We start from the raw sequence: 19837 nt of genomic DNA, 5'->3' as shown, positions 1-19837 counted from the left end.
CTATTGAATCAACTATAGTTCAGAGTTGTTTTTAAAGAGTTATGTGAGTTTAACAGAATATAAGATATGTTAAGTTGAGAAGGTGATTTCAAGATGGGATTAAAGAAGTATTGCAAGTGTGGAAGATTGATTGATGCAGCTGAAGAATGTTGTGAATTTTGTAGACCAGAAAGAGAACGTGTGAGACTAGAACGACAAAAGAAATATAACAAATACAAGAGAAAGAACTCTGACTTCTATGGTTCAGAGATGTGGAAAGAAGTGAGAGCAGCAGTTCTTGCAAGGTATAACTATTTAGATTTATACGAATACTTTATTAATGACAATGTGGTCACAGCTCAGCTGGTACATCACATTGAAGAGTTTAAAGATAATAAAGAACTAGGAACAGACTTGAACAATCTGATTCCTGTAAGTTACAAAACGCACAAGAAAATACATAAACTATATAGAAACAAAGACAAGCAGCAAGAAACAAAGGAGCTTTTGAAAGAAATTTTATTAAAAGCAGAACGATTGTTTGATTAAAAGGAAAATATTTTTCCTTAATCCCCCCTCCTTTGACGAAATTGTTTTAAGGAGAACGCCAACGCAGAGGATTCTGTTCTGTCCGAGAGTTCCCCTTTTTAAACTTTTTGGGAAAATGTGGGAAAATGGGTTTGTGTGAAAATAAAAAATGAAGAAAGGAGGAAATGTATGGGAAGACAGAAAAAAGTAGCAGCAGCAACTAAAAAACATCTGAGTAAAAGAGAAAAAGAGCTAAGAGAAAAGCAAGAAAAAGCGATAAAAGTTGATAGAAACTTAGAAGTTCCTGAAGCTCTTCAAGATGATCCTATAGCTGTTGAGGAATTTATAAGAATTAGAGATGCAGCTGAAAAAATAGACCTATGGGATGACTTAGACTTGTCTGTTTTGACGATATATTGCAAATCCTATTCTTCATATTTAGAAGTCACAAGAGCTATTGAATTAAATGGCTATGTAGTAGACGGAAAACATGGAGAAAGAATATCTCCATGGGTAACAGCTCAGTCAAGATATATAGACACAATATTCAGATGTTCGGCTAAATTAGGACTTTCAACAACTGACAGGCTGAAAATAGTTGTTCCTGAAGCTGAGGCAGAAGAAAACAAATTTATAAAATATATCAAGGCTAAGTAATGGCTAGAAGAAGACGAGACAGAGTCACCGAGTACGCAAAAAAAGTTGTTGCTGGAAAGGTGATTGCTGGTAAAAGTGTTATTCAAGCTTGTCAAAGACACTTAGATGATTTAAAAAAGAGTAGAACCAAAGAATTTAGGTTTAAATGGGATGTTGAGAAAAGTGAGGAGGCTCTTGACCTTTACAATGAATTGACAATTCTTGAAGGGGATGAAGAGATTCCACTAAGGACAAGAGGATTCCAGGATTTTATATTAGGAAGTATTGAAGGTTGGAGAGAAAAGAGAACAAACTATGTCAGATTTAGAGAGGCATATGTTCAGCTTGCAAGACAGAATGGAAAGACGTTTTTGGCAGGTTCAAAAGTTGTTAAAGATTCAAATTTTTCAACTTACAAGCAAGGGAGAATTATTTGTGCAGCAACAAAAGCTGACCAGGCAAAACTTGTCTGGGATGAAGTTAAAAAGTTTATTATTGCAGATGATGACTTGAACAGACTTTTCAAAATTGTTGAGTCACAAAATAAGATTACGGCTGGAGCTACTGGAACAAATATAGTTGCTATTGGTCGAGACACAAAGACAATAGATGGTTTTAGGTCTATTTTAGCAGTTCCTGATGAGCTACATGCTCACAGAACAAATCAGACTTATAAGCTATTACTTGGAGGTCAACGTAAAGTCAACAATGCTCTGATTTTAGCCATAACAACAGCAGGATTTGACCTTAATAGCTTTTGTTATGAACATTATCAGTTCTGTAAAAAAGTATTATCTGGAGCGATTGAAAAAGAGTCGTTATTTATTTATATAGCCGAAATGGATGAAGATGATGATATTTGGGATTACCACAATTGGGTAAAAGCTAATCCATTATTGCTTTTAAATGAGGATGATACGATTAATATGCATGAAGTTTATAAAATGAGTGAGGTGGCTCTTGAAGCAAAAGAAAAGGGTGGCTCTGATTTATTAGACTTCATGACTAAATGGCTGAATATGTGGGTGAGCTATAAAGACGGTCGTTATTTAGACGTTGAAAAACTGAATGAGTGTGCATCAGATTTAACTATTGAGGATATGGTTGGTCGTGAGTGCATATTAGGAATAGACTTGTCGAGTGGTGGAGACTTAACTTCAATTTGTCTATTGTTCCCTCTCAACAAAGAGGATGAAAATGAAAGTGTATTCATTCATTCGCACTCTTTTATGCCAGAACTTAGGTTGCTTGAGCATGAAAGAACTGATGATGTTCCATATCGTTTATGGGTCAATGATGGACTCTTAACTCTTACAACTGGAGCATTTGCTATCAAGACAGACTACAAATTTATAATAAATTATCTGAATGATTTAATTGATAAATATCAAATAAGAATTACGGCGGTTGGATATGACCATCACAACGCATCAGCATTCCTTTCAGATTTAGAATTTTTAGGATGTGACTTGATAGATATAACTCAGTCAGCGAGATCCTTAAATGATGCAACAGTAGATTTTAAATTGTCTATTGATGCGAAGGTTGTTAAATACAACAAAGACAACAAGCTCTTCAAATGGAGTGCGGTCAATGCTACAACTACAAGAAATTCATTTGGAGAGATTAAGATAGACAAGGCTCTTGATGAGGATAGGATAGACCCAATTGACTCAGTAATTGATGCATGGAAAGTCTATCTTGAAGAAAAACAACAAGGTGACATTGTTTATGTTCCTTCTTAGATTGGAGGTGAAAATGTTGGGATAATTAGCAGATTAAAAGGATTTTTTTTCAAAACTCCAAACAGTACTATTCAAGCAAGAAATATTCATAGATATTTTAGCTTGTCAGAAAATGATATTGCTGGTAATGAAACGATATTCTCAGCGGTTACTATAAAAGCCAAAGCATTGGCATCTTTACCTTTCAATGTAAAGAAGGACTATAAAACAGTTGATGCTGGTGAGAATAGTTTGGCAAATATATTCTTAAATGGAGCAAATCCTAATATGACATTCTATGAATTTATAGAGCTCTTGGAGACAATAAGAAATCTCAAAGGGGTAGCTTATGCAATCAAAGAGTATGACGTATATGGAGATGTTTCAGCTCTTTATGTTTTAGATAATAATTATGTTTATCCAATGGTCAATGAAGAAACAAAAGAGATATGGTACAAAGTTCATGATAGACTTATTCACTCTGATCATATTCTTGCGTTTAAATATGCGAGCGTGGATGGAGTAAATGGTATCAGTCCAATTAAGGTTTTGAGAAATACTATTGAGTATGACAACAAAATTAAAACTCTTAGTATGCAGCAGTTAGAAAATCATGTTGATGTTAAGTATGCTTTTAAAATTACTGGGAACTTAGACCCTCAGAAAACTCAAGCATATCACGAGATGATTCAAGAATACATTAAAAAAGGTATTATCTATCTTGATAGTGGAAAGAGCCTTGAAGAGCTAAAAGAAAGAAGTGCAGTTGATGCAAAAATCTTTGAAATGGAAGAAATAACAGTTTCAAAGGTTGCAAGAGTGTTCCATATACCAGTCCAGAAAATAATGCCAAATAAGAACTCATACAAATCAGCTGAGGAGAATTCGTTGGAGTTTATGACTGATACAATGCTACCAACAGCGAGAATGTATGAGCAAGAATTTAGAAAAAAATGCTTGTCTGAGGTCGAAAAAATGCAAGGCTATTATGTGAAAATAAACATGAATGGATTTGCTAGGGCAGACATGAAGACAAGAGGAGAATTCTATTTCAAGATGTTAAGGTCGGGAGGAATGACACCGAACGAGATAAGAGCTCTTGAAGATTTTCCGCCTCATCCAGATGGAGATGAATTGCTTGTCTCAAGAGATTTAATCAAGATGAGTAATTTAGATAAATTAGTTTCTAGTGAGGAGGTGAGCGTAAAAGATGGAGAAGTATTGGAAGATGTCAGTGAATGATAAAGATGAACTTGATATTTATATTTATGACCAGATAGGAGATTATTGGTATGACTCTTATTCTCCAAAGGATTTACTAGAAGATATAAAAGCTGAATCTTTTAATAAGATAAATTTATATATCAATAGTCCTGGAGGAGATGTATTTGATGGGGTAGCTATTTACAACATACTTCAGAGAGTAAAATCTGACAAAAATATAAAAATTGATGTTCATGTTGACGGAATGGCAGCAAGTATAGCAAGTATTATCGCTATGATAGGTGATAATATTTATATGCCAGCAAACTCAATGTTGATGATTCATAACCCATGGACTTATGCAGCAGGCAATGCTATTGAGTTAAGAAAAACAGCTGAAGAGCTAGACAAAATTTGTGATAGCATGAAAACAATATATCTAAAAAGATTCAATCAGACTGATGAAAAGCTAACTGAATTATTAGATTCAGAAACATGGCTCACAGCTGATGAGGCTCTTGCGTATGGGTTATGTGATGAAGTTTTAGAAGAGGTAAAAATTGCAGCTAAATTTGATGATAAAGCATTTAGGAATTATAAGAATGTTCCAGATGCTTTTTTAAATGCAAAAAATAAGGAAAAATTGCCCGAAATGGATAGCGAAACAAAAGCTATGATTGAAAGAATTAATAAAACACTAAAATATGAGGAGGTATTCAGCTATGAATAGATTCAAAGTGAAACAGATGTACGACGGAATAAGAGCCGAACTTAAAAAAGAAACGGATAAATTAAATGAAATGTATTCAGATCTCTCAGTTAATATGGAAACAAGAGAGACTCAGAAAAATCTAGTTAAAGACTTAGAAGAGAGATTTGAAGGAGTGAAAGCTCAGCTTGCTAAACTTGATGATGAGGCAAAAGAAAAAATAAATGTTCCAGGAACAGAAAAAGATAGAATAATAAACGCAAAAGCTGATTTAATAAGATGTGTTATGAGAAACGAAAAACCATCAGTATCAACTCTTGCAACATTAGGAGTTAATGCGAAACTTGGAGATGATTCAAGCCTTGGAAATGGTGGAAAATTATTACCAAGCACTATGACAAATGAGTTATTACATGAACCATTTGCTAAAAACCCATTAAGAAACCTATCTACTTTTACAAACATAACTAATTTAGAAGTTCCTAAAATAACATTTACTCTTTCAGATGATGCATTTATAAAAGATGGAGAAACAGCGAAAGAAATAGCAGCATCAGCTGAAACAATAGTATTTGAAAGAAATAAATTCAAAGTATTTGTTGAAATATCTGAAACAGTATTAAACGGAACTGATACAAACTTAGTTGCAACTGTAGATAATGCACTTGCATCTGGTCTTGCTAAAAAAGAGAAAACAGTAGCATTTTCTGATACTACTACAGATACAAAATCATTCTATAAAAAGACAGGTTCAAGCTATGACATAAAAGAAGTCAAAGGAAAAACAATGTATGAAACAATAATATCTGCAGTAGCTGACTTAGAGGATGATTACGCAGAAAATGCAAGTGTTGTAATGAGAAGAGTTGACTACTACAACATGATAAAAGAACTTGCAAATGGAAATGCGTCTCTTTACTTAGCACAGCCAGAGGCAATATTAGGTGTACCAGTTGAGTTCTGTGAACTTGCTAAAAGTCCTGTAGTTGGTGACTTTAGATATTCACACTTCAACTACGACTTAGATATGTTATATGACAGAGACAAAGATGTTAAAACAGGTATGGAACAGTTCGTCCTTACAGCTTGGATAGACCATAAGATAAAAATGAAATCAGCATTCAGAATATGTACTGTATCTGCTGATTTACCCTAATATACCCTCTGATGAGGGAACAATGTCTGCTGAGGAGGTAGTTGAAAATGGACAGACAGCAGAAAGTCGAGAAAGTAAAGCTATACGCTAGAATAGACGACGATTTTGAAAATATAGAAGACTATATCAATGCAGCAGAGGAATATATATCAAGTTGTGGAGTTAATGAGGCTAAACTTGTTAAAGATGGCAGAGAGGAGTTATATCTTCTCTCTGTAAAAATGCTGACAAAACATTGGTATGATAATCGTGACTTGAGTATGAGCACGAATAAAAAAGAGATGCCTCTTGGATTTAATGCATTAGTGAATAAGTTGCAATTTTTAAGTAGAGAGTCGGTGGTTTGATGCATCTAAATGACAGAATAAAAATTGTAGCAATGAGTCAGGAAACAGATGAGGCTGGATTCCCACTTGAAGCTCAAGAGTTCGCAACTTGTTTCTGCAGATATATGAAAAAGTCTGGAAGTGAAATATTAAAATCAGATGCAGTTGTATCTCAAGAAAAAGTCTTGTTTACAGTTCGATATTCGCCCAAAACAAAGGAGCTACTCTTAGATCCTCTAGCAACAAAAAAATATGCAGTAATATTCAATGGCTCTGAATACGATATTAAAAATATCTCTGACTTCAACGGAATGAAGAAATATGTTGATTTAGTATGCGAGTTGAGAGTGTAATGGATATTTATAAGAAAGTAAAAAGCATAATAAAAGGGTTAGGTATTGAGTGCTATTATTCCACATCAGAGAGCTCTCTTGAAGATTATGTGATTTACAAGGTAAGCACAGAGTCAGATTCAGAGTTCGCTGATGATAGGAATCTAGCAGTTGAATATAATGTATTGGTTAGATACTTATATAAAAAGCCTAATAAGATAATGAGATACAAGGATATTATCAGAGCTATGAAAGAAAATGGATTCAGTTTTGCCGGTGCTTATGACGCAGGCAAAGAGAATCCATACTTAATAAAAGAGATGGAGTTTATATACAAGGATGACAGCAGACTTTAAAGTTAATGGAATGGAAGAGTTGATTCAAAAGGTGAATGAGCTTGGAGCAAAGGCAGAAAAAGAGAAAACTAATGCACTAAAGAAGGGCGCAGAGGTTTTAAAGAAAGATATAAAAGGAAATATTATCGAAAAAGGACTAGTTGACTCTGGAGCTCTTAGAGATTCTATAAAAGTAAAGGTCAATAAAGGTAGAGCTAAAATAGGTATCGTTGATTTAGGTGATGCATATTATGGAGCTTTTCACGAGTTCGGTACAACTAGGTTGCCAGCACGTCCTTTCATCCAGCAGTCAGTTGAAAAATTCGACGAGGTACAGGTCGTAGTTGGTAATTACTTGAAAGAGGTAGTTTTAAATGTTTAATTTAAAGGAAATACTTGAACCTATACGGGAAAAGTATGGATTCAAGAGAGTAGGGATAATTGATAGGAGCCTAGATATGAGGAACTCAATAACCTTTTTCGCATATCACGAAAAAGAGGAAGAGTTCGCTGATGATGAGGCTCAGGTTGAAAAAATATATGTTCAGGTTGATATTTGGTCATCTGAATGGAATGAAAATCTTAATGATGAAGTCGACGCAACAATGAGAAAGTACTTTAAAAAGGAAGTTGAATCACGAGATTTATATGAAGAAGATGTTGATATTCACCATAAAGCATTGAGATATTCAATTAAAGTGAAAAGGAGAGGATAATATGAGTTTAACAGGATTAAGAGGATTCAGAATAGTTAAATTGACTGAGGATTCAGAGGGAACTTTAACTTATGACGAAACTATAAAAAAATTAACTGGTGCGAAAAATATAAAAATATCACCAAAGTCAGACACGGCGGAAAATTACGGTGATGACCAGCTTTTAGAAACGGAAACAGCAATGAGTGCTATAGAGGTTGAGATAGAGGTTGCTGACCTAACTCTTGAAGAATATGCTCTTGTTACTGGTTACACATTCGAAAATGGGGTTGTAAAAGAAACTAAAGAATTCAAACCGCCTTATATAGCATTTGGATTTGAAGCTTCTAAGAGCAATGGAGTTGCTAGTAGAAACGTATGGCTTGTTAAAGGTAAATGTGAGCCACCAGAATTTGAAGGAAAAACTAAAGAGGATAAAGTTGAATTCCAGAGTGCAAAACTTAAATTCAAATTTATGCCGAGAATACATGACGGGGTATCTAAATATAAAGCTGATACAGATGGAACAACAGCAGTTACAGCAGATAAGTTCTTCACAGTGGAATTCTTAAAAACAGGTAAAGTAGCAGCATAATAGGAGAGTAGGATATGAAAGATATAGAGATAACATTAGTTATAGATGGCGAAAAGAAAACATTCAAGCTAGATTTTTTAAGACTAGGGATATTAAACGAGTTAATGGATATAGTTGAAAATATGAAGGCTGGAGATAATATTTTAGATATGATAAACGGACTAAAACAGTTTGTTTTATGCTTATTTAAAGGGCAGTTTACAGAACAGCAGCTTGATGATGGAATAGACTACAGAGAATTCATGACTGTTGCTAACGACTTAGTTGATGCAGTTATGAATAACTTTGAAAAAAAGTAAAATTGTTGACGGATGAAGATGATCCTAAAAACAACACAAATGAGGGATATACATCAGTTTCAGATTTTTTAAAAGAGATTGCCTCTGATATGGTTTTTGAAAATAAGCAATCAGTAAATGAGGCAATGAATACTGATATATTGATGTATATCGAACTTCTTTCAATAAAATTGAAAAAACTAAGAGAAGAATCTGGTGAGAAAAAGGAATACATAGACCAGATAACATGGCTATAAGAGAGCATTTTATTCATGCTCTCTTTTTTTGAAATTTTTAGGAAAGGAGGAAACTTATGGCGAGTACAAAACTTGGAGAGTTAATTATAGAGCTTGGACTAGAGAGTAGTAAGTTTAACTCAGGAGCTCAAGGTTTAAATAGAGAGTTAAGAACACTACAAGCTCAGTTTAAAAATGCTGGAGCTGGTATAAAAGATTTTGGTAGTAGTGTTGACGGACTGAAAGCAAAGCAAGAGATGTTAAGTAAGAGCATAGAAGTTCAGAAACAGAAAGTTGAGATGTATCAGAAACAGTTTGAGTCTAGTAGTAAAACACTTGAAGAGAATAAAAAGAAACATGAGGAATTAAAGCAAAAGGTTAGTGCAGCAAAAAGTGCCTATGAAGAATCTGTTCAAGCAATTGGAGAGAATGCTGAGGAAACGAAAAAGCTACATGAAGAATATGGAAAACTTCAAAAGGAATTAAATCAGCTAGATTCAGCAATGAAGAGAAACGTGAGCTCTCTTGGTAATACTGAAGTTAATATGAATAGAGCTGAGGCTTCTTTGAAAGAGATGCAAGCTGAACTGAAAGAGACGAGTAAAGAGTTAGATGTTCAGTCAAACAAATGGAAAAAACTTTATAAAGACCTCGGTGGATTTGATGGATTGAAAGATAAGTTTTCAAGTTTAGGCGACACGCTTACAAAAGGATTGACATTGCCATTGGCTGGAATAGGTGCAGCAAGTGTAAAAGCCGCAATGGATACTGAAACCGCATTCACAGGTGTTGCGAAAACAACTGATTTCGTCGGAAATGAGTTTGAAGAATTCAAAGAAAAGATTTTTGAATTATCAGGGGAATTGCCAGCAACAGCAGTTGAGATTGCTGGGGTAGCAGAGGCAGCAGGTCAGCTTGGCATAGAGAAAGAGAATCTTGTAGAATTCACAGAAACAATGATTAAGCTTGGAGATACTACTAACTTAACAGCAGATGAAGCATCAAGTGCACTTGCTAAATTTGCGAACATAACTCAGATGCCTCAAGAACAGTTTGAAAATTTAGGGTCAACTATAGTTGCTCTGGGGAATAATTTTGCAACAACTGAGGCTGATATAGTAGCAATGGGAACAAGGATTGCATCAGCAGGTTCTCAGGCTGGAATGAGTGAGGCTCAGATAATGTCATTCGCTGGGGCATTGAGTTCGGTGGGTGTAAGTGCTGAAGCTGGTGGTACAGCATTCTCTAAATTCACAAATGATTTGACTCTTGCAGTTCAGACAGGATCAGGAAAATTGAGTCAGTTTGCACAAGTAGCTGGAATGAGTGCCGATGAATTCAAAAGAGCTTATGAACAAGATGCAGCAAATGCTATTGCTAAGTTTATCGAAGGACTAGCAAATGCGGAAAAGCAAGGTAAAAGTGCAGTTCAGATTATAGAAGAGTTAGGAATTAAAGATAGTTCTTTGAGAGATGTATTGCTAAGAGCAGCAGGTGCATCTGATGTATTTACTAAAGCTCTACAAACAGGAACTAAAGCATTTGAAGACAATACAGCTTTGAGTGCTGAGGCTGACAAGAAATATCAGACTCTTGAGTCTAGGTTGAAGATATTAAAGAATAAATTCACAGAACTAGCGGTTGAGATAGGGAACGCATTGACTCCAGTAATCAACAAAGCAATAGATGTCATAGGTAATTTAATTGATAGAGTTAAAGATCTTGACGAGAGCACTATTAATAATTTAGTTGCATTTGGTGGTGCATTGGCAACAATTGGACCAGCGCTCAAGGCAATTTCAGCTGGAATGAGTGCAGTCAAAACTTTAAAAGAGTTGAAGAAATTGCTTGCTGATACTTCTCTTTTAACAGGGTTAACAACTCTAACAGGATTAAGTGGTGGAGCATTAGCAGGTGCAGGTCTTGCTGGTGGAGCTCTTGGTCTTGGAGCTGGGCGGTTGTTGGATAAGAACTATGGCAAAGTTGAAAGTTTTACAGATACTGTTACAAATTCATATGACAAAGACCCTAGCAACGACAACTATGCAAAGCAAAAGGAAAAGATGAGAGCTTGGCTTGAGGAACAGAAACAGATGTTATCTCAGAGTTATGCTCAGTTTGAAAAGAATTGTGATGATTTCATAAAGAAAGCATCTGATAAACTTCAGAAATGGATTCAAACTCAGGGCAAAAATATAACTGAATTCTTTAAAAATTTACCTCAAAATATTGAGGGAGGATTAAAGGTAGTTAGTGATAATGTTCAAGAATTCTGTCTGAACATAGTTTCAAAGATAAGTGATGCCTTTAGTAGTATTCTTAGTCCAGTAAAAGATGCATTGTCTAGGCTCAAAGACTATGTAAGCAATGGATTGAATAGTGCAAAAGAAGCTGTTAAGAACAAATTGTCTGAAATGGTAAGTGCTACACAGCAAAAGTTCAACGAGATGGTCAATAAGGCTAAGGAGATGCCACGGAAATTCAAAGCTGAGGCTGTTAAGATGGGACAAGGCTTGATTGATGGTATTAAGAGTAAGGCAAACGCAGCAAAGCAAGCGGTGACTAATACTGTTAATAATATGATAAATTCAGCTAAAGCGAAAATAAGCAGTTGGGCGAGTATTGGTCGAAGTATGATTGAAGGTTTAATTAATGGTATTAAGAGTAAGGTTTCACGGGCAGTTAATGCAGCAAAGAGTGTTGTTACAAAAGCATACAATGCAGCAAAAGATTTCCTTGATATAAACTCACCTTCTAAAAAATTCATACGGCTTGGAGAATCTACAGCTGAAGGATTAACTGTAGGTATAAGAAGAAAGGCAAATGAGCCAGTATATGAGATTAGAAAATTAACTGGCAAGCTAAAAACTGAGGCTGAGAAATTCTTGAAACAGAATGAACAGCTTGTTAATGATACTAATACAGTTATAGATCATGTAGCATCAGCTCTACAGAATAAGTATCAGCAGATGTATGATAAACAAAAAGAAGCATTAGACAATCAGTTGAGTGCTCTTGAAAGTTGGAAAGAAGCAAGTATCAATGCTATTAATTCACGTTATGAGGCAATGGCAGACTCAATTGATGCTGAGCTTGATGCATTGGAGGATGCTTACAGAAGAAAACAAGAGCTTGAGGAAGATGAGAACATAGATAAGCAGATTAATACTGTTAAAGATGCTATTAAATATGAACACGATGAAAACAACAGAGCTCAGATGGAAAAAGAGCTTAATCGGTTATTAAAAGAAAAAGAAAAAATTGAAGAGAAGAGACGGTATGAAAGACAGAGAGAAGCTCTTCAGAGACAGAAAGAAGCACTAGAAGCTCAGAAACAAGCTGAGATTGCACGTATTACAGAGTCATTCGAGGCACAAAAGAAAGAGCTTGAGGCTAAGCTATTGAAGTTAAAAGAATACTATGACAACAAGCTGAAAGAAGATAATCTGAGAGCTGAGGCTCAGAAATTACTAGCGAGCAAAACTCAGAAAGAAATCATAAGGTTATTAAAAGCATATGCACCAGAGTATAAAAAGACTGGTGACAATCTTGGTCAGCAGCTTGTACTTGGATTCAAGCCACATATTGATGAGCTGAAAAGTATGATTAATGGTATTCTTGCTGATATAAACAGCGCAAAGAACCAGATATCAGCTCTTGAAGTTCCAAAGAAAAATGCAAAGAGCATAACAAATACTACAGATAATAGTAGAAGAGCGGTCTACAATGTTACTGTTAACCAATCTGATAGTAAAGAAGATTTAGAAACTACATTGAGAAGAATTACATTTAGTTATTAAAGGAGGGATAAGATATGCATAAGATTATATTTAAAGATGCTGATGGGCAAAAGCTAACTTTAAAAAAAGAGAAACCTTACTTATTCCTTCAACTGAATGGAATAGGTGTCAGCTCTAATGTCACGACATCTTCAGGAGCAAGGCATGGAGTGAAGGTGGATTCTGTAAATATAAAAGAAAAAACTCTTGTTGTATTAGGAGCAATAGTTGCTAACTCAAAGAGAGAGATGCAAGAAAAAAGAGAGAGATTAATTTCTTTTCTAGCACCAGACAAGAAGATCTCTCTCTATCATTATAATAAAAGATTTAAGAGAAAAGTTAATGTTGTTATACGGTCTCTTGATTTTCAGGAAGAAGTTGGAGGTTGTCAGAAGTTTCAGATTCAAGCTCTAGCACCATCTCCATTTTGGAATGAAGAAACAGAACGACGTAAAGACATAGCTCTATGGAGTAAGGATTTATATTTTCCTATGTGGTGTACAGAGGACAAATCAGTCAAGCCTATAGTATTTGGTCATAGGATTAGTGAGTTGATTTGTAATGTTTACAATGACGGAGATACTCCATCAGGAATGACTATTCAATTAAGAGCATTGGCTACAGTTACAAATCCATCAATATTGAATATTTACACAAAAGAGCAAATCAAGGTTATGACTACTCTTCACAAAGGGGATGTTCTTGAGATAAGTACCTATTCAGATAATAAGTATGTGAGGATTTATAATGCTGACGGAACAAGTAAGAATGTTCTTCATTGGTTAACTCTTCAATCTGAGTTTATACAGTTGAGAAAAGGAGATAATCAGCTGAGATATGATGCCGAGAGTGGCATTGATAACTTAGAGATGACTATAAACTATGCACCAGGATTCTTAGGAATATAGGAGGTGTAATATGTCAATTAGAGTAATAGATAAAGATTTCAATTTGATAGCAGAGTTTGATTCACATGAGAGTTTCCAGCACACAAGAAAATTTCAAAGTGCTGGAAGTTTTGATTTGAATCTTAAAAGGAATGATGAAAATTATAAATACCTTCAACGTGAAAATATAATAATATACAATAATGACCCAAACCTTTCAGGTGTGATTGAGCATAGAGAAGTACAAGGCAATTTTAAAAGTGATAGTCTACCAGTTAAGGGGTGCTCTCTTTCCGGATTACTTCATAGGAGAGTTATCTCTCCAGATGCATCAAGTTTGTATATGGCATTTAGTGGAAAGCAAGAAACTATTATGAAAAATTTCGTGGATAAGAATTGTATCAATCCAACTAATAAGGATAGAGTGATTGATAATTTAGTTATAGCTCAAGATTTAAAAAGGGGTAAGGACGACAACTGGAGGAGTGCGTATGATGCCCTTGACTTAAAACTTGAAGAGATTGCAAAATATGCTAACTTTGGTTGGGATGTGAAGCTAGACCTGGAAAAGAAAAAGTTTGTGTTTGATATATCTGAGGGTAGAGATTTAACGATAGACCAAAACACATTGCCACCTGTAGTATTCTCAGCAAAATTTGACAATATAAAAAGTAGACACTATACAGAGAGTGATATTAACACCTGTAACTCTGTTTATATTGGAGAGAAGGAAACAGAGGGCAAGGCTGTTCTGAATTATGGAACGGGTAAAGGATTTGAAAGACGAGAGCAGTTTCAGAGTTTCTCTGGAACAGTTGATGAGATAAAGAAAGAATCAGAGAAAGTTCTTGAAGAGCTCAAGACACTAAAAACTTTTGAGCTTGAAGTAGACCCAGAGGTCAACTTTATTTATAAAGTTGATTACGATTTAGGAGATATGGTAACACTTCAAGATAATACTTTAGGAATTACTATGAATTCAAGAATTCTAGCAATTACTGAAACATATGTCAAAGGACAGATGACATTGCAGATTACATTTGACAAGCTTATTCCAAATCTTATGGATAAGTTAAAAAGACTTTAGGAAAGGAGTGGTTAAATGTTAAAGAGTTGTTTTTTTAACTCAGTACTAGACCAGGAGGGAGTACCAGATAGACCTTTCAATGCAGATGATTTTGCGAAGTATTTTGGAACACTTATCAAGAATGGAGTGTTTCCTAATCCTTCAACAAACTTTCAATGCATTGCGGATCAAGAAACAATGGCTGTTAAAATGGAGGCTGGTATTGCCTGGATAGATGGTCACTTGCGGTATGATGATAACGTGCATATTTTAGAGATAGATACGGCTGATTCTGTGCTTGATAGAATTGATAGGATTGTACTGAGAAAAGATGTTTTAGATAGAGATATTCATTGGGTAGTGAAAAAAGGAGAGATGTCAGGTAAACCTGTTGCGCCCACTCTGCAGCGTGATGAAAATGCGTGGGAGTTAGGAATAGCTGATGTTAAGGTCGCACACGGAACAGTATCAATAAGTCAGAGCATGGTTACAGATACGAGGTTAAACACGGAACTCTGTGGACTTGTTACTGGGGTTGTTACACAGATTGATACTACTACATTATTCAATCAATTAGAGCAATGGAAAAAGGAATATATAGAAAAGACAAATACCTGGACTACAGAGCAAGAGCAAGCATTCCTGAATTGGAAACAGTTATTTGAAACAGCAGCTACTGACTGGAGAGCTGGAGAAGAGCAAAAATTCGACGAATGGCTACAGTCTATAAAAGGAAAGCTAAGCGGAGATGTTGCTGGGAATCTACAGAATCAGATTGAAGAATTAAAAGAAAAAGATGTAACTACAGATGGAGAAATAGAAAAAATAAAAAGTGATATAACTACTGTTAGCAATAGAGTTACTAAAATAGAAGAATCTAGAACACAAGTAGAATTAACCATAGAACGGGCGAAATGGATTGGAAATAAATATTCTTTAGAGGATATATATCCATTTAGCCAATATGATATCTATATCCTAGATTATGGCGCTAACGTAACAGAGGAGCAAATGTTTGCTTGGGGCGATGCTATGATAAAAGGATCTATGACAGAAAATGTATTAACTGCAGTAGGAGTGAAGCCAACGATAGACGTGCATATAGTTATAGAATTAGTTAAGAAATGAAAGAGATTAGCGATGCAAGAGATTCTGTATTTGTAGAATTTCCAGTAAAAGCATACGTTAGAAGGGAGTGATAAGATGCTTTTTAACAAAGTAAGTGGAGGAGCAGAGAAAGTAACTATAGACGGAAAGCCAGCAAGGGAAAAATTAGACTTAGTAAAAACAGTGCAATTTTTATATAATCAACAAGATAAATTCCCAATATTAGAATACTTAGAAAGCTCATGGACTAACTCTTTAAGATTGAGTAATAATGAGAATATACTTTTTGCAAATAGGCCATGGGGCAATTCAGATGTTTACAAAGGTAGTATAAAAAAAGCCTGGACATTGTTGGGAAAGATAAGTCATTTTGGTGGTTCAAACACTAGTAACTGTAACCATTATTATTACTTAGATAAAAACGATTGTATATACTACATTAAAAGTGGAGAACAAAGATTAGTAAAAAGAAATTTAATTGATTTTACAGAAACAATTATTTCACCAGCCATGAGTTCAGATGGAGATTCGGCTACTATGTGTATTCCTTTTAATGATTATGTATTTGTAATGTCTGGTAAAAAATATATGTACAAAATAAAAGATAATATTATTACCGATATAACATTGAAAGTTGTTAATTCTGGATTCCCATTTTACCAGCTTCCAGTAGGAGTATTTGAAAAAGATGGTTATTTGTATTTAGTTAAAGATGCTCATATTTATAAAACAAAAGACTTGGCAACTTGGATTGCTAAAACTGCTAAAAATGGATATTACAATATGAGCGATTCAGTTTTATTTACAATTAAAAATAATACGTATATAACAGAAGAAGAATTTATATCTGATAATGAAACCAATTTAAAAGTTTGTAAATTTGAAAATGATGATTATATAGATGTAGGTCTAATTAAATCAGATTTAAATAATTCTTTTATATATGGAATTAAAATTTTGTACACAGAAGATGATAAAAAAATTTATGTAGTGACACCCGAAAGGAAGGCAATACTTCTAAATGATGAAATATATAGAGAAAGAGAGGTCTAAAAATGGCTGTTTACAATAGAATCGGGGGGGGGGGTCAAGTCGAATTTTAATTGACGGAATCCTTCAACGAGGCGAACATAGTTTTGAAAAAAAAGAAATAATAAATAAAAAATTAGCTAATCCATTTCCAATTTCAACAGATTTATTAAAACCATGGAGGTATTTAAGAGATGATGAAAAAGAAATAGATTATTTCTTTTATTCAAATAAGCTTTATTTTGGAAATTTAGAAAAAGGATTTACAGAAAAAGCTATTCCAAATATAAATGGAACAAGTGAAACTGATTTTGAAATGACGTATTTAAAAGACGAAGTTTACTTTTTAGAAGAGGACTATTTTTATAAATGTAATATAAAAACTAATCTTATTACACAACTTGGTAAAAATGGAAGTAAGCCCTATTCTGGCGGGAAAAAATGTATATTATATCCATTAAATGATAATTTATATTTAATACAGCATGAACCTTGGGGATATGGTAGATTTTATTATTATCAATACAATACAAAAAACGACACTTGGACAGAATTAAATAGCCCCGAATATCCTTGTCCTACAGATGGAAGATTGTATTTTTTAATTAATAATTTATGTTATATCTTATACACAAATAAAAGTAATTATCAATTTGATTTTTTTAAAACATCAAATGGCACAGCTTATACAAAAATAGAAAAACAAGAAAATAATATTAATATAAATTCATTATTTAAATATAAAAACAATGTATATGCAATAGATAATAACGCTATCTACAAATTTAATATCAATACTGAAATATTTGAAAAATATAAAGGGTTAGGCGAATTTGAGATGAAAAATAGTCCAGAATTCTTTTATATAGAAAACAATAGACTCTATATAAAAGATGCAAATAATAACATAATGACAAATGAATTATATTATAAAAAAATAAAATAAAGGAGTAAAAAATATGACTAAACAATACACAGACATAAACGGCAATATATTAGAAGCCGAAGCTTACGAAGAAAAGAAAGAATACTATATAAAAGAAAATGGAAAAAGACTGTATTATCAATACGGAGAATTTATTCCATACCCAAGAACAACCATGGAAGAAAGCGCAATAGCACATATAGAAGCAATAATAAAAGAAAGAGCTGAAGCAGAAAAAGAAAGAGTAACAATAGAAAGTTTGCAGAAAGAGTTAGACATAACTAAGATGGCAATAGATGAGCTCATGATGATGACAATGGAAGGAGGGATGATATAATGAGCAAATCTATTGATATAAAAAACACTATAGAAGGAAAAGGAGTGATTGGTATGGCAGGGTATATAGCTATGCGTGTAGTAGAATTAGAAGAAGGGAAAGCTGGAGCAGGTAAAGAGCATTATAGAAAATGTATGACACATCCAGTATGGAAAAAATTTAAAGATGACGTTGACCTTATCCTTAGTGATTTAGGAAAAGCTGACCTTATAGACGAAACAATATAATTTCAGTGTAGAAAAATAAAGGGCATAAGATGAAGAACCAGAGGGTTCTTTTTTTATGCCCTAAAGTATTATTTGAATTTTTTAAAAAGTATAGCTAAAATAATAATATTTTGTATTGATAATAACATATTTATATCTATAGTTATTGAAATATAAAAATAAAAAGACATAAGCTCACCTTCTTTCTTTAATTTTTAATTAATATATGAAGGTGAGATAGAATAATTTCATTTATTTTGATTTTTTTTGAAAAAATTTTTGAAGGGAGAGAAAGATGGCAGCTAGATTATCAGATGTATTGAATGCAACTGTTGCGATAATAGGGACAACAGTTACATTCCTTTTCGGAGGATGGGATATAGCTCTTAACACATTAGTATTATTAATGGCATTAGATTACTTAACTGGATTGAGTAAAGGATATATAAATAAAAATCTTAATTCTGAAACAAGTATAAAAGGTCTAATGAAGAAAATATTTATACTGTTCATATTAATAATAGCGGTGGCACTAGACAGAATTATAGGAGCAGGTGAACACATATTTAGAACATTAGTAGCATTTTTTTATATAAGCAACGAAAGCTTGAGCATAATAGAGAATGCTGCAGAGTTAGGTGTTCCAGTTCCAGCACAGATAAAAAACGCACTTGAACAGTTAAGAAATGGAAAGGAAGTGAAATAATGTCTGTATTTATAGATGTTGGTCATGGAGGCTCTGACTCTGGAGCTGTTCATGGAAATCATGTTGAGAAATTATACAACTTAGATACAGCTCTAGCATGTAAGAAAGAGCTTGAGAAATATGGAGAAAAAGTTATAATGAGTAGAACTGGAGATAAATATTTATCTCTAAATGAAAGATGCTCTATGGCTAATAAAAGTGGTTGCTCTTTATTTGTATCAATCCATCATAATTCTGGTGGAGGAGATAGAGGAGAAGTAATCTATAGTATCAATGAGGGCAAAGGAAAAACATTAGCTCATAACATAGCAAAAGAGATGAAGGATATGGGACAAACAACAGTCCAGGAATATTCAAGAAAATCTGAGAAGACAGGCAAAGATTATTATGCGGTAATTAGAGGAACTAATATGCCAGCAGTTATCGTTGAAGTTTGCTTCTTAGATAATTCAAAGGATGTTCAGATAGCTGATACTCTTGCTGAACGTCAGAGAAACGGGCGAGAGATAGCTCATGGAATATTGAAGTATTTAGGAAAAAATGTTGACGAGAAAAAATCTGCAGATGAATTAATAGTCTATGGAAATGAAGTCGACAAAATAGCAGCTGAAATTCTACATTGGAAAAAGCAAAAAAGCTTACTTGTAAATGTAGACACAGCCAGATCATACACTGCTAAAAATATAATAGCAGTTGGAGGCATAGCTGCAAAAGCATTCCCAAATGCAAAGAAACTTGTTGGGGATGATAGATATGAAACAGTTAAAAAGGTATCTGAATTTATAGATACATTACAGAAGTAACAAAATAAAAAATAAAATAATCTAAAGAAAGAAAATATAATAGTCCAAACAACTAAATGGCAGCGGTGCCTATAGTGTTTAAAAATCTAAAAAACTCAATAACTTATATTATAACAGACAAGAGGAGAGCAGCGGTGTTCTCCTCTTTTTTATGTAGAAAACCCCCAGTTAGACTGGGGGTTCAGTAAAGCTTTTAGCTTTGAGTCTTTAATAAAAAAGCTCCTTTTGATAAGATATAATTGCGGTCCGCCAACTGCAAA

Annotated in this window: 24 protein-coding genes; all 24 read left to right on the top strand. The window is 33.8% G+C overall.

The window, feature by feature from the left end; all coding sequences use genetic code 11:
- The first annotated feature begins 93 nt into the window (after positions 1-93).
- The 24 genes from ACK2WN_RS06905 (at position 94) to ACK2WN_RS06790 (ending at position 19577) form a co-directional block, all read left to right on the top strand.
- Positions 94-528, top strand: coding sequence for a hypothetical protein (locus ACK2WN_RS06905; protein WP_416155196.1), 435 nt, complete (start codon positions 94-96; stop codon positions 526-528).
- A gap of 168 nt (positions 529-696) precedes the next feature.
- Positions 697-1164, top strand: coding sequence for a phage terminase small subunit P27 family (locus ACK2WN_RS06900; protein ID WP_416155195.1), 468 nt, complete (start codon positions 697-699; stop codon positions 1162-1164).
- A 59-nt stretch (positions 1165-1223) separates the two neighbouring features.
- The gene (locus ACK2WN_RS06895; RefSeq protein ID WP_416155194.1) at positions 1224-2888 is read left to right on the top strand and encodes a terminase large subunit; all 1665 of its coding nucleotides are present in this window, start codon (positions 1224-1226) and stop codon (positions 2886-2888) included.
- A 102-nt stretch (positions 2889-2990) separates the two neighbouring features.
- Positions 2991-4109: a phage portal protein gene (locus tag ACK2WN_RS06890; protein WP_416155193.1), complete on the top strand. Its 1119-nt coding sequence runs from the start codon at positions 2991-2993 to the stop codon at positions 4107-4109.
- The gene (locus tag ACK2WN_RS06885) at positions 4078-4800 is read left to right on the top strand and encodes a head maturation protease, ClpP-related (RefSeq protein ID WP_416155192.1); all 723 of its coding nucleotides are present in this window, start codon (positions 4078-4080) and stop codon (positions 4798-4800) included. Before ACK2WN_RS06890 ends, ACK2WN_RS06885 begins: the two co-directional genes overlap by 32 nt.
- Positions 4793-5935 carry a phage major capsid protein gene (locus ACK2WN_RS06880; protein WP_416155191.1) on the top strand — a complete coding sequence of 381 codons (1143 nt, stop codon included), beginning with the start codon at positions 4793-4795 and terminating at the stop codon, positions 5933-5935. The genes ACK2WN_RS06885 and ACK2WN_RS06880 overlap by 8 nt, the downstream gene beginning before the upstream one ends.
- 47 nt (positions 5936-5982) lie before the next feature.
- Entirely contained in the window at positions 5983-6282 is a 300-nt protein-coding gene (locus ACK2WN_RS06875) for a head-tail connector protein (RefSeq protein ID WP_416155190.1), read from the top strand.
- Positions 6282-6614 (top strand): phage head closure protein, encoded by a 333-nt coding sequence (locus ACK2WN_RS06870; protein ID WP_416155223.1) that lies wholly within the window; start codon positions 6282-6284, stop codon positions 6612-6614. The genes ACK2WN_RS06875 and ACK2WN_RS06870 overlap by 1 nt, the downstream gene beginning before the upstream one ends.
- Positions 6596-6949: a hypothetical protein gene (locus tag ACK2WN_RS06865; RefSeq protein ID WP_416155189.1), complete on the top strand. Its 354-nt coding sequence runs from the start codon at positions 6596-6598 to the stop codon at positions 6947-6949. Before ACK2WN_RS06870 ends, ACK2WN_RS06865 begins: the two co-directional genes overlap by 19 nt.
- On the top strand, positions 6933-7310 hold the full coding sequence (locus ACK2WN_RS06860) for an HK97-gp10 family putative phage morphogenesis protein (protein WP_416155188.1): 378 nt from the start codon (positions 6933-6935) through the stop codon (positions 7308-7310). The genes ACK2WN_RS06865 and ACK2WN_RS06860 overlap by 17 nt, the downstream gene beginning before the upstream one ends.
- Positions 7303-7644, top strand: coding sequence for a hypothetical protein (locus tag ACK2WN_RS06855; protein WP_416155187.1), 342 nt, complete (start codon positions 7303-7305; stop codon positions 7642-7644). Before ACK2WN_RS06860 ends, ACK2WN_RS06855 begins: the two co-directional genes overlap by 8 nt.
- A gap of 1 nt (position 7645) precedes the next feature.
- Entirely contained in the window at positions 7646-8218 is a 573-nt protein-coding gene (locus tag ACK2WN_RS06850) for a major tail protein (RefSeq protein WP_416155186.1), read from the top strand.
- A 14-nt stretch (positions 8219-8232) separates the two neighbouring features.
- On the top strand, positions 8233-8517 hold the full coding sequence (gpG, locus tag ACK2WN_RS06845) for a phage tail assembly chaperone G (RefSeq protein ID WP_416155185.1): 285 nt from the start codon (positions 8233-8235) through the stop codon (positions 8515-8517).
- 5 nt (positions 8518-8522) lie between these two features.
- The gene (locus tag ACK2WN_RS06840; protein ID WP_416155184.1) at positions 8523-8753 is read left to right on the top strand and encodes a hypothetical protein; all 231 of its coding nucleotides are present in this window, start codon (positions 8523-8525) and stop codon (positions 8751-8753) included.
- Between the two features lie 56 nt (positions 8754-8809).
- The gene (locus ACK2WN_RS06835; RefSeq protein ID WP_416155183.1) at positions 8810-12532 is read left to right on the top strand and encodes a phage tail tape measure protein; all 3723 of its coding nucleotides are present in this window, start codon (positions 8810-8812) and stop codon (positions 12530-12532) included.
- A gap of 14 nt (positions 12533-12546) precedes the next feature.
- Entirely contained in the window at positions 12547-13419 is an 873-nt protein-coding gene (locus tag ACK2WN_RS06830; RefSeq protein ID WP_416155182.1) for a phage tail family protein, read from the top strand.
- A 10-nt stretch (positions 13420-13429) separates the two neighbouring features.
- On the top strand, positions 13430-14485 hold the full coding sequence (locus tag ACK2WN_RS06825) for a siphovirus ReqiPepy6 Gp37-like family protein (protein ID WP_416155181.1): 1056 nt from the start codon (positions 13430-13432) through the stop codon (positions 14483-14485).
- Between the two features lie 15 nt (positions 14486-14500).
- Positions 14501-15592, top strand: a complete 1092-nt coding sequence (locus ACK2WN_RS06820) for a hypothetical protein (RefSeq protein ID WP_416155180.1) — start codon at positions 14501-14503, stop codon at positions 15590-15592.
- A gap of 75 nt (positions 15593-15667) precedes the next feature.
- Positions 15668-16624: a hypothetical protein gene (locus ACK2WN_RS06815; RefSeq protein ID WP_416155179.1), complete on the top strand. Its 957-nt coding sequence runs from the start codon at positions 15668-15670 to the stop codon at positions 16622-16624.
- Positions 16625-16916: 292 nt separating this feature from the next.
- Positions 16917-17546 (top strand): hypothetical protein, encoded by a 630-nt coding sequence (locus tag ACK2WN_RS06810; RefSeq protein ID WP_416155178.1) that lies wholly within the window; start codon positions 16917-16919, stop codon positions 17544-17546.
- A 13-nt stretch (positions 17547-17559) separates the two neighbouring features.
- Positions 17560-17862 carry a hypothetical protein gene (locus ACK2WN_RS06805; protein WP_416155177.1) on the top strand — a complete coding sequence of 101 codons (303 nt, stop codon included), beginning with the start codon at positions 17560-17562 and terminating at the stop codon, positions 17860-17862.
- Positions 17862-18089 carry a hypothetical protein gene (locus tag ACK2WN_RS06800; RefSeq protein ID WP_416155176.1) on the top strand — a complete coding sequence of 76 codons (228 nt, stop codon included), beginning with the start codon at positions 17862-17864 and terminating at the stop codon, positions 18087-18089. Before ACK2WN_RS06805 ends, ACK2WN_RS06800 begins: the two co-directional genes overlap by 1 nt.
- Before the next feature lie 274 nt (positions 18090-18363).
- Positions 18364-18774: a holin family protein gene (locus ACK2WN_RS06795; RefSeq protein WP_416155175.1), complete on the top strand. Its 411-nt coding sequence runs from the start codon at positions 18364-18366 to the stop codon at positions 18772-18774.
- Positions 18774-19577 carry an N-acetylmuramoyl-L-alanine amidase gene (locus ACK2WN_RS06790; RefSeq protein ID WP_416155174.1) on the top strand — a complete coding sequence of 268 codons (804 nt, stop codon included), beginning with the start codon at positions 18774-18776 and terminating at the stop codon, positions 19575-19577. Before ACK2WN_RS06795 ends, ACK2WN_RS06790 begins: the two co-directional genes overlap by 1 nt.
- Positions 19578-19837 lie beyond the last annotated feature (260 nt).

The sequence above is a fragment of the Peptacetobacter sp. AB800 genome (assembly GCF_047807365.1).
Taxonomy (GTDB): Bacteria; Bacillota; Clostridia; order Peptostreptococcales; family Peptostreptococcaceae; genus Peptacetobacter.
This window is presented reverse-complemented; position numbering and strand designations above follow the sequence as displayed.

Bases quoted from the DNA above. Each gene is read 5' to 3' on its own strand.
- ACK2WN_RS06905 (WP_416155196.1), top strand. From the start codon at position 94: ATGGGATTAAAGAAGTATTGCAAGTGTGGAAGATTGATTGATGCAGCT.
- ACK2WN_RS06900 (WP_416155195.1), top strand. From the start codon at position 697: ATGGGAAGACAGAAAAAAGTAGCAGCAGCAACTAAAAAACATCTGAGT.
- ACK2WN_RS06885 (WP_416155192.1), top strand. From the start codon at position 4,078: ATGGAGAAGTATTGGAAGATGTCAGTGAATGATAAAGATGAACTTGAT.
- ACK2WN_RS06880 (WP_416155191.1), top strand. From the start codon at position 4,793: ATGAATAGATTCAAAGTGAAACAGATGTACGACGGAATAAGAGCCGAA.
- ACK2WN_RS06875 (WP_416155190.1), top strand. From the start codon at position 5,983: ATGGACAGACAGCAGAAAGTCGAGAAAGTAAAGCTATACGCTAGAATA.
- ACK2WN_RS06870 (WP_416155223.1), top strand. From the start codon at position 6,282: ATGCATCTAAATGACAGAATAAAAATTGTAGCAATGAGTCAGGAAACA.
- ACK2WN_RS06865 (WP_416155189.1), top strand. From the start codon at position 6,596: ATGCGAGTTGAGAGTGTAATGGATATTTATAAGAAAGTAAAAAGCATA.
- ACK2WN_RS06860 (WP_416155188.1), top strand. From the start codon at position 6,933: ATGACAGCAGACTTTAAAGTTAATGGAATGGAAGAGTTGATTCAAAAG.
- ACK2WN_RS06855 (WP_416155187.1), top strand. From the start codon at position 7,303: ATGTTTAATTTAAAGGAAATACTTGAACCTATACGGGAAAAGTATGGA.
- ACK2WN_RS06850 (WP_416155186.1), top strand. From the start codon at position 7,646: ATGAGTTTAACAGGATTAAGAGGATTCAGAATAGTTAAATTGACTGAG.
- gpG (WP_416155185.1), top strand. From the start codon at position 8,233: ATGAAAGATATAGAGATAACATTAGTTATAGATGGCGAAAAGAAAACA.
- ACK2WN_RS06835 (WP_416155183.1), top strand. From the start codon at position 8,810: ATGGCGAGTACAAAACTTGGAGAGTTAATTATAGAGCTTGGACTAGAG.
- ACK2WN_RS06830 (WP_416155182.1), top strand. From the start codon at position 12,547: ATGCATAAGATTATATTTAAAGATGCTGATGGGCAAAAGCTAACTTTA.
- ACK2WN_RS06825 (WP_416155181.1), top strand. From the start codon at position 13,430: ATGTCAATTAGAGTAATAGATAAAGATTTCAATTTGATAGCAGAGTTT.
- ACK2WN_RS06820 (WP_416155180.1), top strand. From the start codon at position 14,501: ATGTTAAAGAGTTGTTTTTTTAACTCAGTACTAGACCAGGAGGGAGTA.
- ACK2WN_RS06815 (WP_416155179.1), top strand. From the start codon at position 15,668: ATGCTTTTTAACAAAGTAAGTGGAGGAGCAGAGAAAGTAACTATAGAC.
- ACK2WN_RS06810 (WP_416155178.1), top strand. From the start codon at position 16,917: ATGACGTATTTAAAAGACGAAGTTTACTTTTTAGAAGAGGACTATTTT.
- ACK2WN_RS06805 (WP_416155177.1), top strand. From the start codon at position 17,560: ATGACTAAACAATACACAGACATAAACGGCAATATATTAGAAGCCGAA.
- ACK2WN_RS06800 (WP_416155176.1), top strand. From the start codon at position 17,862: ATGAGCAAATCTATTGATATAAAAAACACTATAGAAGGAAAAGGAGTG.
- ACK2WN_RS06795 (WP_416155175.1), top strand. From the start codon at position 18,364: ATGGCAGCTAGATTATCAGATGTATTGAATGCAACTGTTGCGATAATA.
- ACK2WN_RS06790 (WP_416155174.1), top strand. From the start codon at position 18,774: ATGTCTGTATTTATAGATGTTGGTCATGGAGGCTCTGACTCTGGAGCT.